Origin of the sequence: Aurantimonas sp. 22II-16-19i, from assembly GCF_002088275.1 — a bacterium.
Classification (GTDB): Bacteria; Pseudomonadota; Alphaproteobacteria; order Rhizobiales; family Rhizobiaceae; genus Jiella.
The window spans coordinates 31,293-46,727 of record NZ_AQQS01000019.1; the positions used below are offsets into that span (position 1 = coordinate 31,293).

General features: G+C 69.2%; 13 protein-coding genes. 3 read left to right on the plus strand and 10 right to left on the minus strand.

What is annotated here, in order from left to right; genetic code table 11:
* Positions 1-169: 169 nt before the first annotated feature.
* Positions 170-451: a helix-turn-helix domain-containing protein gene (locus ATO4_RS15460; protein ID WP_083592434.1), complete on the plus strand. Its 282-nt coding sequence runs from the start codon at positions 170-172 to the stop codon at positions 449-451.
* Here the strand turns inward: ATO4_RS15460 and ATO4_RS15465 are convergent.
* The 10 genes from ATO4_RS15465 to ATO4_RS15510 all read right to left on the minus strand — a co-directional run bounded on the left by ATO4_RS15465 (position 417) and on the right by ATO4_RS15510 (position 12,704).
* Positions 417-1,172, minus strand: a complete 756-nt coding sequence (locus ATO4_RS15465) for a TIGR04290 family methyltransferase (RefSeq protein ID WP_083592435.1) — start codon at positions 1,170-1,172, stop codon at positions 417-419. The genes ATO4_RS15460 and ATO4_RS15465 overlap by 35 nt on opposite strands.
* 115 nt (positions 1,173-1,287) lie before the next feature.
* Positions 1,288-2,349 carry a UDP-glucuronic acid decarboxylase family protein gene (locus tag ATO4_RS15470; protein WP_083592436.1) on the minus strand — a complete coding sequence of 354 codons (1,062 nt, stop codon included), beginning with the start codon at positions 2,347-2,349 and terminating at the stop codon, positions 1,288-1,290.
* A gap of 53 nt (positions 2,350-2,402) precedes the next feature.
* Positions 2,403-3,506: a glycosyltransferase gene (locus ATO4_RS15475; protein ID WP_083592437.1), complete on the minus strand. Its 1,104-nt coding sequence runs from the start codon at positions 3,504-3,506 to the stop codon at positions 2,403-2,405.
* On the minus strand, positions 3,503-4,597 hold the full coding sequence (locus tag ATO4_RS15480; protein ID WP_083592438.1) for a glycosyltransferase: 1,095 nt from the start codon (positions 4,595-4,597) through the stop codon (positions 3,503-3,505). Before ATO4_RS15480 ends, ATO4_RS15475 begins: the two co-directional genes overlap by 4 nt.
* Positions 4,594-5,709, minus strand: coding sequence for a glycosyltransferase (locus tag ATO4_RS15485; RefSeq protein ID WP_083592439.1), 1,116 nt, complete (start codon positions 5,707-5,709; stop codon positions 4,594-4,596). The genes ATO4_RS15480 and ATO4_RS15485 overlap by 4 nt, the downstream gene beginning before the upstream one ends.
* Positions 5,710-5,711: 2 nt before the next feature.
* Positions 5,712-6,833 carry a glycosyltransferase family 4 protein gene (locus tag ATO4_RS15490; protein ID WP_245308774.1) on the minus strand — a complete coding sequence of 374 codons (1,122 nt, stop codon included), beginning with the start codon at positions 6,831-6,833 and terminating at the stop codon, positions 5,712-5,714.
* A 103-nt stretch (positions 6,834-6,936) separates the two neighbouring features.
* On the minus strand, positions 6,937-8,982 hold the full coding sequence (locus tag ATO4_RS15495) for an NAD-dependent epimerase/dehydratase family protein (protein WP_083592440.1): 2,046 nt from the start codon (positions 8,980-8,982) through the stop codon (positions 6,937-6,939).
* The gene (locus ATO4_RS15500) at positions 8,979-10,082 is read right to left on the minus strand and encodes an SDR family NAD(P)-dependent oxidoreductase (RefSeq protein WP_083592441.1); all 1,104 of its coding nucleotides are present in this window, start codon (positions 10,080-10,082) and stop codon (positions 8,979-8,981) included. Before ATO4_RS15500 ends, ATO4_RS15495 begins: the two co-directional genes overlap by 4 nt.
* A 477-nt stretch (positions 10,083-10,559) precedes the next feature.
* Positions 10,560-11,513, minus strand: a complete 954-nt coding sequence (locus ATO4_RS15505) for a zinc-binding dehydrogenase (protein WP_083592492.1) — start codon at positions 11,511-11,513, stop codon at positions 10,560-10,562.
* A gap of 288 nt (positions 11,514-11,801) precedes the next feature.
* Positions 11,802-12,704 (minus strand): histone deacetylase, encoded by a 903-nt coding sequence (locus ATO4_RS15510; RefSeq protein WP_083592442.1) that lies wholly within the window; start codon positions 12,702-12,704, stop codon positions 11,802-11,804.
* Positions 12,705-12,871: 167 nt separating this feature from the next.
* Here ATO4_RS15510 and ATO4_RS15515 point away from each other — a divergent pair, with 167 nt between their 5' ends.
* Positions 12,872-14,161 (plus strand): MATE family efflux transporter, encoded by a 1,290-nt coding sequence (locus tag ATO4_RS15515; protein WP_083592493.1) that lies wholly within the window; start codon positions 12,872-12,874, stop codon positions 14,159-14,161.
* A gap of 384 nt (positions 14,162-14,545) precedes the next feature.
* Positions 14,546-15,349, plus strand: coding sequence for a DeoR/GlpR family DNA-binding transcription regulator (locus tag ATO4_RS15520; RefSeq protein ID WP_083592443.1), 804 nt, complete (start codon positions 14,546-14,548; stop codon positions 15,347-15,349).
* The last annotated feature ends 86 nt before the right edge of the window (positions 15,350-15,435 follow it).

Sequence of the window (15,435 nt, forward strand, 5' to 3'; positions counted from 1 at the left end):
TCCCGCGGGCCTGCGACAACTTCGAGCGATAGCATCACGGCGTTAAGGAACTGGAAATCCGGACGCACTATTTTAATAAGTCGTCCATGCTATCAGGTGCCGCCGCGCGGCTGCCACACCCATGGAGCCTTGACCGGCGTCGCTCGGGGCACGGCGCCAGACGTCCGGCATGCACGCCGCACCCGGGAGGATCGTCATGGACCACCAGATCCTCGCCGAGATCTGGGGTCCGGCCCATGCCGAGGACGTGCAGGATCTGCGGGTCTTCATCGGCCGCATCCGCGCCAGGCTGAAGGACGACCGGGACGCGCCGCGCTTCATCCTCAACGAGCCCGGCGCCGGCTACCGGTTCATCGCCGAAGAGGCCGGGCGCCGCAGCACCGTGGGGACGCGATGGCGAAAGATCGGCCGGACGCTCAGTAGACGAGCCGCGGCGGCGGCTCGACCATGAAGCCCCGTTCGCCGCGTCGGCAGAGATAGACCTCGTCGTCCGTCGCGTCGACGATCGAGAACCCCGAGCTGCGCAGCATCGCCTCCATGCCCGCGCGGTTGGGGATCCACCAGTTGGTCGGATCGCCGGAGTAATTCTGCTCGACGAAGACCATGCGCGGATACCCCTCGCCTTCGAAGACGGCTTCCTCCTCGAACGGGTAGTCCGGCGCGACCTCGGGAACCCGCGTCGATCCCCGCAGCATCGACTGGAACAGGAGATCGCCGCCGACCACGGTCTCGTGCAGGAGGTCCAGTGCCAGGAGCGGATGGCGCAGATGGTAGAGGACGCCCATGAAGATGACGAAGTCGAAGCGCTCCCGCAGGGCCCCCACCTCGTAGACGGAGAGCTCGCGAAACTCGATCCCGAGGCCCTCGGTTTCGGCCGCCAGCCGCGCCTGCGCCAGGTAGCGCGGGTCGGAATCGATCCCGACGACGCGCTCGGCGCCGCGGCGCTTCATCTCCAGCGCGTAGAAGCCGGCATTGCAGCCGATGTCGAGCACCGTCCGCCCGCTCATGTCCTCCGGCACCAGATGCCGGAAACGCTGCCACTTGAAGTTCGGATAGTCGCCGAGGAAATGCTCCGGCGCGGTCTTCACGCCGCCGAGGTCGAGATTGTGGAACCAGGGGCCGAGCGCCCGGATGCGGCTCTCGAGGCCGTCCGTCTTGGCTGCGTCGTCCATGCTGTTCGTCCTTTCCGCGACGGCCCGCTCCGCTCGGGTCACCGGGCCGCGCCTCATTCGGGTGTTTCGGGGCAGGGATCGGGAGGTTCGACCGATCGCCGCGACGCGGGACGGTCTAGTGCCGCTGGACGGCCACCGGCTCGGGCTGGCGCAGTGACCTCTCGCCCGCGAGGTGGACGCCCTTCATCACCGCCTTCGCCTCCTTGCGGGTGACCTTGGCGAACCAGGCGATGGTCGGGCCGAGCCCCTCCGTCAGCGGGATTTCCGGCTGCCAGCCGAACAGCTCATGCGCCCGGCTGATGTCCGGCCGCCGCCGCTGGGGATCGTCGACCGGCAGCGGATGCAGGCTGATCTTCGACGACGAGCCGGTGATCTTCAGGACGAGTTCGGCCAGCTCGTTGATGGTGAACTCGCCGGGATTGCCGAAGTTGACGGGCGCGCCGGGATTGTCCTTGGCCGCCATCATCTGGACGAGGCCGCGGATCAGGTCGGAGGCGTAGCAGAAGGAGCGCGTCTGCTCGCCGGTGCCGTAGATCGTCAGCGGCTCGCCGGCCAGCGCCTGGCAGACGAGGTTGGAGATGATCCGCCCGTCGTCGGGCCGCATGCGCGGGCCGTAGGTGTTGAAGATCCGCACGACGCGGACATCGGCGCGGCCCATCCGCAGATAGTCGAAGCACAGCGTCTCGGCGGCGCGCTTGCCCTCGTCGTAGCAGGCCCGCGGTCCGGTCGGGTTGACGTGGCCCCAATAGGCCTCCGTCTGCGGGTGCTGCTGCGGATCGCCATAGACCTCGCTGGTGGAGGCCTGCAGGAAGCGGGCGCCGCATCGCTCGGCCAAAGCGAGCAGGTTGTTGGTGCCGACGACGCAGGTCATCATGGTGCCGATCGGATCGGCCTGGTAGTGCGGCGGCGAGGCGGCGCAGGCGAGATTGTAGATCTCGTGGACCGTCAGGTCCTCGGGCAGCGGATCGCACACGTCCTGCTTCAGAAGCGTGAAGCGGTTGGTTCCGGTCAGCGCCCCGACGTTCTTGAGCGAGCCCGTGGCCAGATTGTCGACGCAGGTGACGTGGTGTCCCTGTGCGACCAGGATCTCGCAGAGATGCGAGCCGAGGAAGCCGGCTCCCCCAGCGACGAGGATCCGCTTCATGGCGGCACCGGTGGCGAAGTCTTCACGCTTCATCCCGTCACTTCCTTCTTCTCATACGCAAAACCAGGCGGCACGGGATGCCTCCCTCACGATCCGCTGGCGGCTGCCAGCCGCGGGGAAACATCGGCGCCGAGCGCGTCGACCAGCTCGCTCGCCCTTGCGAGCCCCGTATGGGCGGCGAGGACGATTTCCTGCGCCCTGGCGGCGAGCCGCTGCCGATCGGCTGCTCCTGCTCCACAAAGCGCATCGACCACCTCCTCGGTTCCATGGGCGATCAGAATGGCTTCGCCTTCCGGCAGGAGCTCGGACAATCCGTCCCAGGCGTCGCTGATGATCGGCACGCCGACGGCGGCCGCCTCGAACAGCCGCACGCTGGGCGACCAGCCGGCGGCGATCATGTCGGCCCGCGTGACGTTGAGGGTGAAGCGTTGGCGGCTGTAGAAGTCGGCGTGTTCGGCGGGCGGCAGATGGTCGATCCGCTCGACGTTGTCCGGCCAGTCGATCGTCTCCGGATATTGCGGGCCGGCGACGACGAAGCGCTTGTCCGGCAGGCGCCGCGCCGGCTCGATCAGGAGCCGCTCCAGCGTCGGCTGGCGGTCGGGGCTGTAGGTGCCGAGATAGCCGAGATCCCAGACAGGCTCCGCGCCGGTGTGCCGGTATTTCTCCGCCTCGACGGAGCAGTACAGAGGCCGCGCGCTTTTCGCCCCGAATTCCCCTTCCAGGCGGTCGAGCGTCGGCCCGCCGGTAAAGGAGAAATAGGTCGAGAACTTCGGGATCTGCCGGGCGGCGAGATATTCTTCGTCGCCGCGCTTCAGCCTGGCGAGGGTGACCGGGGTATCGATGTCGTAGAAGCCGACGCGGCCCGGCGCGATCGCCAGCAGCTGGTCGATGACCTGGACGCCCTCCGGCACATAGGAGCCGACGATCACCGCATCTGCGGCCGAGATCTGGCGGCGATAGGTGGTCGCCAGTTCCTCGACCGAGTCGTAGAGGCGCAGTTCGCAGAACTCCGGCTCCGCCATGTCGCGGTTCGCCGCGTACCAGGGCTTGTCACGCTCCAGGAACAGGACACGGTGGCCAAGGGCGTTCAGGCCCTTGAGAAGCGAGCGGAAGGTCGTCGCGTGGCCGTTCCCCCAGGAGGAGGAGAGCGACAGGCCGACGAAGACGATGTCGAATGCAGCGTGCTTCATGCCGCGGCTCCCGCGCGCTTCTTCGCAAGCGTGTTTCGCAGAAGCTCGTCGACCAGCACGGCGCGCTGCTCGTAGGTGTGCTCGGCAAGGACACGGACGAGCGCCGCCTGGCCGATCTCGGCGGCGCGTTCCTCGGAGAGACCTGCCATGATGTCGAGGACGTCGGTGCCGTCGCGGGCGACCAGCACCTCCTCGCCGGGCTTCAGGAAATGGTCGATGCCCGGCCACTCGTCGGTGATCAGGCAGGCGCCCGCCCCCGCTGCCTCGAAGACGCGGGTCGGCGGCGAGAAGCCGATCTCGGCCATGCTGGCGCGGTTGATGTTCAGCACCGCCTTGGGGGTGACGTTGAAGGCGTTGTGGTCGCGCGTGCCGACGTGGCCGATGGCGCGGACGTTCGAAGGCAGCGGCCGGTCGCCCCAGCCGGAGCCGCCGAGGAGGAAGGAAGCCTCCGGCAGCCGCGCCGCCGGCTCCAGGAAGAACTGCTCGACCCGCGCCTCGCGGTCCGGCAGGCGGTTGCCGAGAAAGCCGAGGCTGGCGGCGAAGCGCTCGTCGCCGGGCACCGGATGATGGGTCTCAGGGTCGAGCGCGTTGCAGATCGGCACGCAGGCCCTGGCGCCGAGGGCGCGATAGGCCTCGACCACCGGAGCGCCGCCACCATAGGTGAGGACGAGGTCGAGCTTTTCGAGCTGGCGGTGGCTCGGATGGTCCGGCTTCTCGCGCAATTCGGCAAGGGTCGCCGGCGCGTCGACGTCCCAGAAGATCCGGACGGCGTCGGCGCGCGCCGCGCCGAGCACGGCGTCCAGCAGCGCATCGTCCTCGTAGCCGACGCCCGAGGCCTTGACGACGACATCGGCACCGGCGGCTTCGGCGGCGGCCTCCCTGAGCGCCTGCGGCGTCGCCTGCCAGACGACCACTTTCGCCCACTCCGGCGGCTCGATGTCGCGGTTCTCCTGCCGGCCATAGGCGTCCGGCTCGTAGAAGGTGATGTCGTGGCCGTGCGCCGCGAGCGCGCGCAACAGGCCGCGATAATAGGTAGCGGCGCCGTTCCAGTAGGAGGACAAAAGGCTGGAGCCGTAGAAGGCGATCTTCATTGGGCGGCTTCCTTCGCGGTGTTGCCGGGCATGCCGAGGCGCTCGATGGTCTGGAGAAGCTCGTCGACGCGGTGGCGGCAGGTGTGACGGGCGCGGATCGTCTCGAGGCCGCAAGCCGCGAGCGAGGCCGCCAGATCGGGGTCGTCGAGAACCCGGCGGAGTTGCGTCCGCATCGCCTCGCCGTCCTCGGCGACGAGATAGTCGATGCCGGGGCGGAACAGGCCCTCCTCGTCGCGCCAGGGCGCCGAGATCAGCGGAATGCCGCAGGCCATCGCCTCGAACGGCCGGATGGTCGGAATGCCCGGCAGTGCCTCGACGTAAGGGCGGCGCGGCACATGCACCGTCACCCGATGGCGCGCGAAGGCCTGCGGCACGTCCGCATTGGCGATCCAGCCGTGATAGGCGAGGCCGGCATCGGCCAGCGCCACGAGCGCCGGCTCGGGATAGCGCACGCCATGGACGCTGCCGGAGAGCTTCAGATCCTTCACCGGCTCGATCAGGAAGCGGCGGAGTTCCTCGCTCCGCTCGCCGTCGCCCCAGTTGCCGATCCAGACCAGATCGGCGGTCTTTTCCGCCTCGATCGGCCGGAACAGCCGGTCGTCGGCGGCTTCGTGCCAGGTGACGACCTGCCGGCCCCAGCCGCGATCCTCATAGCGCCGGCGCAGCGTCTCGCCGAAGGCGAGGACGCCGTCATAGTCGCAGAGCGCCATCTCGGCGATCGCCTCTTCGTTCGAGACGGCCCGGTGGTGGGTGTCGTGGAAGAGCAGCAGGAACCGGCCACCGTCGCGGCGGATGTCGCCGATCCGCTTGACCAGCGCCGGATCGGTCCATTCGTGCACCACGACGACGTCGGCCCCGTCGAGCGCCGCCTCGTGGTCGAAGCCCTCGCCATAGGACCGGCTCGCCAGCTCGGGAAAATCGCGGTCGAAACGATCGATCGCCGCCTGGCCCTGGCTTTCCAGGAGATTGGCCCGGCTCCAGCCGTCCTCCGGCTCCAGCGCCAGCGCCTCGTGGCCCCGGGCCACCAGCTCGCGCATGACGCCGCGCAGGAAATGCGCGTTGCCATGGTTCCAGTCGGAGACGAGAGAGTGGGTGTAGAAGATGAAGCGCATGGTCACTCGGCGGCCTGTGCCGCATCGAGAGAAAGGCCGGACCGTTCGAGCCCGGCGGCGCGATAGGCGGCGAACAGCGCGTCCAGCTGGCCGGCCGGGGTGAAGCGCCCTGCCCGCTCCTCGGCCAGCGCACCGAGCAGCGAGCGGGCTCCGGTGTCGGCGGCGAGCGCCTCGACCTCGCGGGCAAAGGCCGCCGGATCGCGCGGATCGGCAAAGCGGGCCGCCCCGCCCCACAGCTCGCGATAGGTCGCATTGTCGGCAAGGACGAGCGCCGCGCCGGCGCTCGCAGCTTCGAGGACGGCGAGGCCGAAGGGCTCGTAGAGCGAGGGCGAGACGAAGATGCCAGCCTGTGACATCAGCGCCTTGGTCTCGGCAAAGGGGCGTTCGCCCAGCGCTTCGGCGTGATCGAAGGCGAAGCTCTGGCCGTTGTCGCCGCGACAGGCGCCGGCCACCTTGACCGGCCAGGAAACGTCGGCGGCCACCGCGTCGATGAGCGCCGCGTTCTTGCTCTCGTCCCACCAGCGGGCGGCGGCGAACACGAAGGGCTGCTTCGGCGAGCGCAGCTTCTGCGCCGGCGGCGTGATCGCATTCGGCACCGTCCGCACCGAGCCGATGTCCATATAGGCCCGAGCGAGTGCCGACGCATGGGCCTTGGACGGCGCGATCACCGCGTCGGCGCGGGCGAAACCGGCCTCGTTCAGGTCGCGCTGCCAGGTCCATTCGGCGGGCAGCGTCTCGCCGCGCATCGCCGCCCACCATGTCACCACGCAGGAATGCGAGACGACGACCACCGGCTTGGCCGTCTCCATTCCCGCCGCCTGGGACGGCAGGTTGAGATGCAGGAGGTCGGCGCCGGTCTCGTCCGAGAGGGCGACGAGGCGCGCCGGCACGTCGGCCAGCGCCTCCGGCCGGTCCGCCATCCAGTCGAGCGGCAGGTCGAGCGCCGCGAACCGCGTCGCCGCAAGCGCCTCCGCCTCCCGGCGCTTGTCCTCTGACGGAGCGGGACCGAGGCAGGCGAGGACGACCTCGATGCCGGCCTCGTTGAGCGACCGGGCGAGATCGAGGGAATAGCGCCACACGCCGCCGACGGCATCGGTGGTCATCAGGACGCGGTTCGGGATCATCGGAGCACCTCCAATACGCGAGGAACCAGGACAGGCGGGACCGGGAGTGGCAGCCCCCGGACGGCGCGGGACCGGCCCGAGCGGCGCCCGGGGCTGCCGCCGTTCATGCCCACCGCCGCACGGCCACGGGCTCGGCCGTGCCGTCGAATGCACCGGCTGAAGGTCCGTTCCAGGTGGAGAGCCAGCCATTCAAATCGCGCACGCCGTCGCGCCAGCCGGTCATCGCCCGCCAGCCGGTGGCATCGGTGAGCTTGCGCGTGTCGGCGACGAAATAGCCCTGGTCGCCCTGGCGCGTCTCGGCATGGCGGATCGCCACCTCGTGGCCGAGCATCTCGCCGATTTCGCCGAGGAGGACGCGCAGGCTGACGGCGTTGGCCGGCCCGCCGCCGAGATTGAAGGCCTGGCCTCTGACCGCATCGATGTTCGACAGCAGCGCGCGATAGGCCGCGACCGCGTCGGCGACATGCAGGATGTCGCGCACCTGCTTGCCGTCGCCATAGATGACGATCTCCTCGCCATTGAGCGCCCGGATGAGGAAATGCGCGACCCAGCCCTGGTCCTCGGTCCCGAACTGGCGCGGGCCATAGATGCAGCTCATCCTGAGGACCGCCGTCGGCAGGCCGTAGGATTTGCCGTAGTCGAGGACATACTGGTCGGCGACACCCTTGGAGCAGCCATAGGGGGTGCAGAAGTCGAGATTCCGCCCCTCCCCGACGCCGTGAGCGGCGATCTCGTTATCGCTCGGCACGTAGCGGTCGCCGCTGTCGGCCAGCACGAGGTCGGCGAGATTGCCGTAGACCTTGTTGGTCGAGGCGAAGATCACCGGCGTCTTCGCGCCGGAGCGGCGCACCGCCTCGAGCAGGTTCAGCGTGCCGCGGGCATTGACCTCGAAATCCTCCACCGGCGCGTCGAGGCTGGTGGTGACGGCGACCTGCGCGGCCAGATGGAACACCGCCTCGGCGTCCCGCACCACGTCGTGCAGCGCCGCCGAGTCGCGCAGGTCGGTGGGTGTCCAGCCGGCCCGCTCGCCATGGCGCTCCTTCAGCCAGGCGAGATTGGTCTCGACGCCCGGGCGGGACAGATTGTCGAGAAGCAGGACGTCGCGCCCCTCGCTCAGGAAGCTCTCCGCGAGATTGCAGCCGATGAAACCGGCCCCGCCGGTGATGAGGACGGGCTTTGTCCCGCGCCCGAGATGCGGCGCCGCGAGCCCCAGGGTCGAGGCGACGGCCTGCGGTCCGCCCTTGGCCAGGAGGCGGGCGAGCAGCTTGTCGCGGCCGTCCTGGTCGACGACGCCCATATGATAGTGCCGCTCGTCGAAGCGCAGGCCCTCCTGCACCGCAACCGTGTCGGCGATGTCCTGCCAGCCGTACCAGTAGAGCCGGTCGGCGGAGGCGTTGAGCGCGTCGAGGAAACCCTGCGCCTGCGCCGCCTCGTCGTGGCGCCAGGTCGAATAGCCGGCCTCGGTGATCCAGATCTCGGCGTCCGGGTTATATTCGGCGAGGATCTCGCGCATCTGCCGGGTGAGGTTCTCCCAGCCGCCCCAGGTGCCGACCTCGCTGTCCCAGGTGCCGGGAAAGCCGTGCAGCCCGACCGCCGACATCACGCCGAGGACGCCGCGCTCGCCCATCAGCCGCAGCCAGTGGGCGTCGAAGGGCGACGGGCCGCCGAGCACCGTCCTGAAGCCGCGCTCGCGCGCCCAGTAGCCGGCGGCGCCGATCATCTCGCAGAACAGCTGCCAGTCGGGATCCTCCCGCCAGTCCCAGTCGAGGAGGTTGTTCGGCTCGTTCCACAGCTCGACGGCCTCGAAATGCTCGCCGTAGCGGGTCAGGACGTGGTCGACGAAATCGGCATAGTCCTGCAGCCGGTGCGGCGCGCCGGCGGAGGTGCCGGTGCGCGAGATCGACGGCGGGGTATAGTGGACGCAGGGCAGGAGCTCGAAGCGCCGGCCGATCTCGGTAAGCAGCCAGTCGTACCACTCCTGCCCCCCGTCCCCATGATACTCCGCCCAGGACAGATGGGTGCGCAGGTGGCGTGCGCCAACCCGCTCCATGCCGTCCAGCGCCGCTCTCGTGCGCTGGTACTCGCCCGGGCGGAACCACTCCGCAAAGCCGAAAGCCTGTGTCTGCGTCCCCGTTGCCGGCTGCGTCATGCGACGAGGCCCCGGGCTTCCAGATGCCGGCGCATTTCCTCGTTGCGATCGGTCACGGTCTGGGACGCCACCCAGTCGGCGAGTTCGCCGAGCGAATCCTCGAGGCTGCGCTGCGGCTCGAAACCCAAGAGGCGGCGCGCCTTGGAGATGTCGGAAAAGCAGTTGCGGATGTCGCCGGTGCGGGCCTTTCCGGTGATCTCGGGCCGGATGTCGCTGCCCATCGCCTCCGCGACCTTCTCCGCCACCTCGGTCACGGAATAGGACCGCCCGCTGCCGACATTGATCGTCTGCCCGGCGGCCTCCGGCCTCTCCAGCGCCAGGCGGAAGGCGCGGGCGACATCGTTCACATGGACGAAGTCGCGGCGCTGTTTGCCGTCCTCGAAGATCGTCGGGGCCTGGCTAGACGCGATACGCGAGGAGAAGTTGGCGAGAACGCCGGTATAGGGGTTGGACAGCGCCTGCCCCGGCCCGAACACGTTGAACAGGCGCAGCGCCACGGCGTCGGCCTTGTAGGCGTTGCCGAAGATCAGCACCGCCTGTTCCTGGGCGTATTTCGTCAGCGCGTAGATCGAGGCGAGATCCGTCGGCTTGGTCTCGTCGGTGGCGACCGGCTCCAGCGTCTCGCCGTCGTCCGACAGGATCTCGAAGCGACCGGCCTTCACCGCCTCGGGCCGGCGCCGGGCATCGTCGACGATGCGGCCGCCCGGCGTCCGGTAGCGGCCTTCGCCATAGACGCTCATCGACGAGGCGACGACGATCCGCTCCACCGGCTGGTCGATGATCTCCTGCAGCAAGACCGCCGTGCCGACGTCGTTGGTGGAGACGTAGCGCTCGATCTCGTACATGCTCTGGCCGACGCCGACCTCGGCGGCGAGATGGACGACGCCATCGACGCCGGCCAGCGCCGCACGCACCGCCTCGCCGTCACGCACGTCGCCCCGGCGGATCTCGGCGTCTCCGAGGTCGATTTCCGCACCGCCGCCATGCACCTGGTCGATCATCGCATCCAGAACGCGGACCTGATGACCATGATCGAGAAGCTCGCGGCAGACCTGGCGTCCGATGAAGCCGGCGCCTCCGGTCACGAGATAGCGGGACAAACAGACCTCCTAATCGTCATGCTGTGCGATGTGAAATCGGGGGAATGGATGAAGCGGTCCGCCGGCGAAGCCAGAGCCTGGGGCCGCCCGAAGGCGGGCCGTGGGCAGCAACCGGCCCGAACCGGCGCTGCGGCCGGCAGCCACAGCCCGGCGATGCGGAGCCCGTGTGCGATGCCGACGCCCTCCCGCTGCGGCAGAGTCCTCGCCGCACATGGCGGGGCCCTTGCTGCAGGGAACGATGGGGCATTCGCAAGGCACGTCGATGTAGTCCCGCGCACGACCTGGCCGCAGGCGGCGCCTGCGGGCGGAAGATGAGGATGGCCGACGCCGCCACGGATCGGGCGCTCGTCGGCAACAATGCTTCTTCATCTGGGCGCGTTGCGTTTGCGGGACAGAGGCGCGGCGCAACGATTTCTTTAGCGGACTAAGAACAGCCGCCGCCACTTCATGCCCGCAGGCTGTCTCCGCCCTGCAGCATCAGAACGTTACCAGTGCCTTCATGAAGCCGTCGGGCCTGTCGCGGGTGGTGTTCAGCGCCTCGTCCAGCCGCTCCAGCGGGAACGCGTGGGTGTAGAGCGGGCCGGGATCGAGCCGGCCGTCCGCGACCGCCGCGACGGCGTCGCGGATGCCTTGGATGTAGATCGCCGGGTCGCGCTCATGGGCGTTGATCACGTCGAGGCCACGCCAGTTCCAGAGCTGCATGTTCACCTGGCGGGCGCCGTCCTGGTGGTAGCCGGCGACGATCAGCGTGCCGCGCTCGCGGGTCAGCTCGGCCGCCAGATCCAGCGGCCACTGCTTGCCGACGGCCTCGATGACGCGGTCGCAGAAGTTGCCGCCGGTCAGTTCCCGCACCTGTTCGATGATCTGCCAGTGATCCTCCATGGGGATCGTCTCCGCCGCGCCCATCTGCGCGGCGACCTTCAAGGAATAGGGCCTGCGGGAGATCGCGATGACACGGGCGCCGGCCTGCGATGCGAGGCGCGTCAGGATCGCGCCGAGAAAGCCGATGCCGATGATTGCGACGGTCTCGCCGGGCTTTATCCCGGAGCGGCGGAAGATGTTCATGGCGCAGCCGAGCGGCTCGCCCGGAAACGGCGTATCCGCCAGCGCATCGGGCAGCTTCACGACGGTCTCGGCGGGGCCGACGTCGTATTCGCCGTAACTCTTGTAGAACAGCGCGGCGACGCGGTCGCCCACCCCGACGCTCTCCACACCCTCGCCGACGGCGTCGACGACGCCCCAGCCCTCATGGCCGAGACCGCCCGCCTCGGTCGGAAACTCCATCCATTCCGGCCCCGCCCAGGGGGTCAGGTTCGACGCGCAGACGCCGCATCCTTCGAGCTTGACTCGGACCTCGCCCGGCCCCGGAACCGGCCGCGCGACCTGTTCGACCCGCAGCTCCCCCGGCCCGGTCACCACCGCCGCCCGCATCGTCTGGCTGTCCGTCTGTGCGTTCACGCCGCGCTCCACTCCATGGTTCAAGATGATCGACGGATCCGCCCCGCCCGACATGTGCGGGCTTCGATCCGACGCCGCAGCATCTGGAGCAAGGGTCGGAGAGGCCCAGACCGGGCGCCGGAATTCCGCGGGCGTCGCACCCGCTGCGATGATGCGATGCCGGGAGGATCTTCCTCCGTCTCCGGCACGGGCGGCGCGCTGCGCCCCCTTCTCGGGGCGCCGCCGATGCAGCCTTCCCGCCGCTCCCTTCCCGATGGAAACTCAGGCGAATTCCCGCGCCACCCGGTGCAGGATGGTGTGGCGGCGGGCGAGCGCCTCGATGTCGCGGGAATAGCCGCCGCCGATGACCGCGGCGACCGGAATGTCCCGGTCTCTGAAGAAGCCGATGACCCGGCGGTCGCGCTCGGCGAGCCCCGCATCGGAGAGCGCGAGGCGCCCCAGCCGGTCGTCGCGATGCGGATCGACGCCGGCATTGTAGAAGACGACCTGCGGCCGCGCGGCGGCGAAGGCTTCGTCGAGAGCGCCGGCGAGCGCGGCCAGATAGTCTTCGTCGGCCGTCGCGTCGGGCAGGCCGACATCGAGGTCGGAGCGTGCCTTCTCGGCCGGATAGTTCCGCTCGCCATGGATCGAGAGGGTGAAGACGCAGGGCTCCTCGGCGAAGATCCTCGCCGTGCCGTCGCCCTGGTGGACGTCGCAGTCGACGACGAGGATGCGGGATGCGTCGCCGTCGGCGATCAGCACCGATGCGGCGACGGCGACATCGTTGAACACCGAGAAGCCGGCGCCGCCGGAGCGGTGGGCGTGGTGGCTGCCGCCGGCGGTGTTGCAGGCGAGGCCCTCGGCGAGGGCGAGCCGGGCGGCGAGGACCGTGCCGCCGGCGGCGCAGCGCGAGCGCATCGCGACCTTCTCGTCCACCTTGAAGCCGATCGCCTTCTCGATCTCCGGCGGCACCGCCGCAAACACCACCTGGTCGACATAGCGCGAATCATGGGCGAGCCGCAGCCATTGGGGCAGCGCCGGTGCCGGAACGTGGTACCCCGCCGGGCCGACGACGCCGTCCTCGACGAGGATTTCCGCAAGGCGGCTGAATTTCGACATGGGAAAGCGATGCCTGGCATCGAAATTCGCGTCGAAGGCGGGATGGTGGATGATCGGAACGCTCATGGCCCGCCATAGATAGGCGAAGCGCCCGGCAGCCACAGGGGCGGCTTGCCGCAGCAAGCGACCGGAAGCCCGGAGAGGACAGCGTGACGACGCATCACCCGCACACCGTCGACGAGGCCGAGCCGGTCGTGGTGACCAATCGCCGGGTGCTCGCCATCGCCCTGCCGATGACGCTCGCCTTCGCGACGACGCCGCTTCTCGGCCTGACCGACGTCGCCGTCATCGGCCGGGTCGGCGACGCCATGGCGCTGGGGGGCCTCGTCGTCGGCGCGCTGGTCTTCGACTTCGTCTTCGCCGTCTTCGGCTTCCTGCGCGCCGGGACCACCGGGCTGACGGCGCAGGCTCTCGGCGCCGGCAGGGACCGCGAGGTCGAGGCGGTGTTCCTGCGGGCGGCCCTCCTGGCGCTGGCAATCGGCCTTGGCCTCGTGGTCGCCGAGCCGGCGATCATGGCACTCGGCCTGCTGGTCGTCGCGCCGGGGCCGGGCGTCGCCGAGGCGGCTTCAGCCTATGTCTTCGTGCGGATGTTCTCCGCCCCCTTCGCGCTGATGAACTACGCCATCCTCGGCTCGGTGCTCGGCCGGGGTCGAAGCGGCCTCGCGCTCGCCCTGCAGATCGTCGTCAACGGCACCAACATCGTCCTCTCGATCCTCTTCGGCCTCGTCCTCGACGGGGGCATCGCCGGCGTCGCCCTCGGCACGGTCTGCGGGGAGGCGGTGGGCTGCCTCGCCGGTCTCGGCGTCCTCGCCAGGGGGCTTTTCGCCGGGCGGATGCCGAGCCGCGCGGAGGTGTTCGACCGGCGGGGCTTCGGGCAGATGCTCGGCGTCAATCGCGACATCATGATCCGCTCCTTCTGTCTGCTGTCGGGTTTTGCGCTGTTCACCCGGCTCGGCGCCGGCCTCGGGCCGGTGACGCTGGCGGCCAACGGCCTGTTGATGAACGTCTTCATGACAGGATCCTACTTTCTCGACGGCCTCGCGACGGCGAGCGAGCAGCTGGCCGGGCTCGCCGTCGGCGGCCGGCGGCGGGCGGCCTTCGACCGCACGGTCCGCCTCACCGGCCTCTGGGGCGTCGGCATCGGCCTGGTGCTCGCGGCGATCATGCTTCTCGCCGGCGAGGCGCTGATCGACTTCCTCACCATCGATCCGGACATCAGGGCCGCGGCGCGGACCTATCTGTCCTTCGCGGCGGCGACCCCGCTCGTCGGGGCGCTGGCCTTCGTCATGGACGGCATCTACATCGGCGCCACATGGTCGCGGACCATGCGCGACATGATGCTCCTCTCCCTCGCCGTCTTCGCGGCGCTGGGCTGGGGGTTGACGCCGATCCTCGGCAATCACGGCCTCTGGCTGGCCTTCGAGGTTTTTCTCGGCCTGCGCGGGGCAACGCTCCTCGCCGCCCTGCCCCGCCAGCGCGACCGCACCTTCCGGGCCGATCCACCCACCGCCGGAGCCGCGTGACGCGCAACCCAATGTTGCGTCATCATGTCTCAGTTTGCGACAAAACCGGGAAGATATATTTCCCATTCCGCAACGGGACCGACATGATCCCGATTCGTCGATGGGTGGGCCGTTCGGCGGCTCCGGCCAATTCACCCGTCAGGTCATGGACCTCTCGTGACGAAGGCGTGCCGGCCGATGCAAACGGCCGAACATGCGGGGACGGCCCGGGGCGGGGCCGCCCTCGTGAATTGCGGCGGTGGCCGGCGTCGACCACCGCCGCTCCTTGACCATGGCGATCGTCGCCCGACGTCTGCGCCTTCACTCTCGTTACCGCTGCTTTCGTTTGTTGCGCATTCCTTTCGCTTTGCCCATGATCCGGCAAAGACCGGGGAAGGAAACGCCATGCTCTCGGAACGCCAGATCCAGATCCTGGAGAGTGCCAAGCGCTCCGGCCGGGTTCTCGTCGACGAGATGGCCTCGCGCTTCGAGGTTTCGGTCCAGACCATCCGCAAGGACCTCAACGAACTCTGCGACGCCCGCATGCTGATGCGGGTGCATGGCGGCGCCATCCTTTCGTCCGGGGTGGAGAATGTCGGCTACGACGCCAGGCGCGTCATCGCCGCCGACGAGAAGGCCGCGATCGGCCGCGCCGTCGCCGACCTCATCCCCAACCAGGCCTCGCTCTTCATCAACATCGGCACGACCACCGAGGCGGTCGCCCATCAGCTGCTGCGCCATTCCGGCCTGATGGTGATCACCAACAACATCAATGTGGCGGCCGCCATGCGGCCTTATCCGGAGGTCGAGGTGGTCATCGCCGGCGGCGTCGTGCGCCGCTCCGACGGGGGCATTGTCGGCGAAGCGGCGGTGGACTTCATCCGCCAGTTCAAGGTCGACTTCGCCGTCATCGGCGCCTCGGCCATCGACATGGATGGCTCGCTGCTCGATTTCGACTACCGCGAGGTGCGCGTCGCCCAGGCGATCATCGGCAATGCCCGCCACGTCATTCTCGCCGCCGATTCCTCGAAGTTCGAGCGCAGCGCGCCGGTCCGGATCGGCCATCTCGACCAGGTCCAGACCTTCGTCACCGACCAGGCGCCACCGGCGATCCGCGCAATCTGTGAAGCCGCGGAAGTGCGGCTCGTCGAGGCGCGACCCGAGGACGTGGCCCGTGGCAGCGCGGCGCCGAGCGACGCGGCGGCCTGAGGCTCACGCGAACGATGACGATGGCATGAATTTCGTTTGACCTTCGCTTTGGTTTCGGAATACACTCTCCAGAGTTCGCAAACGCA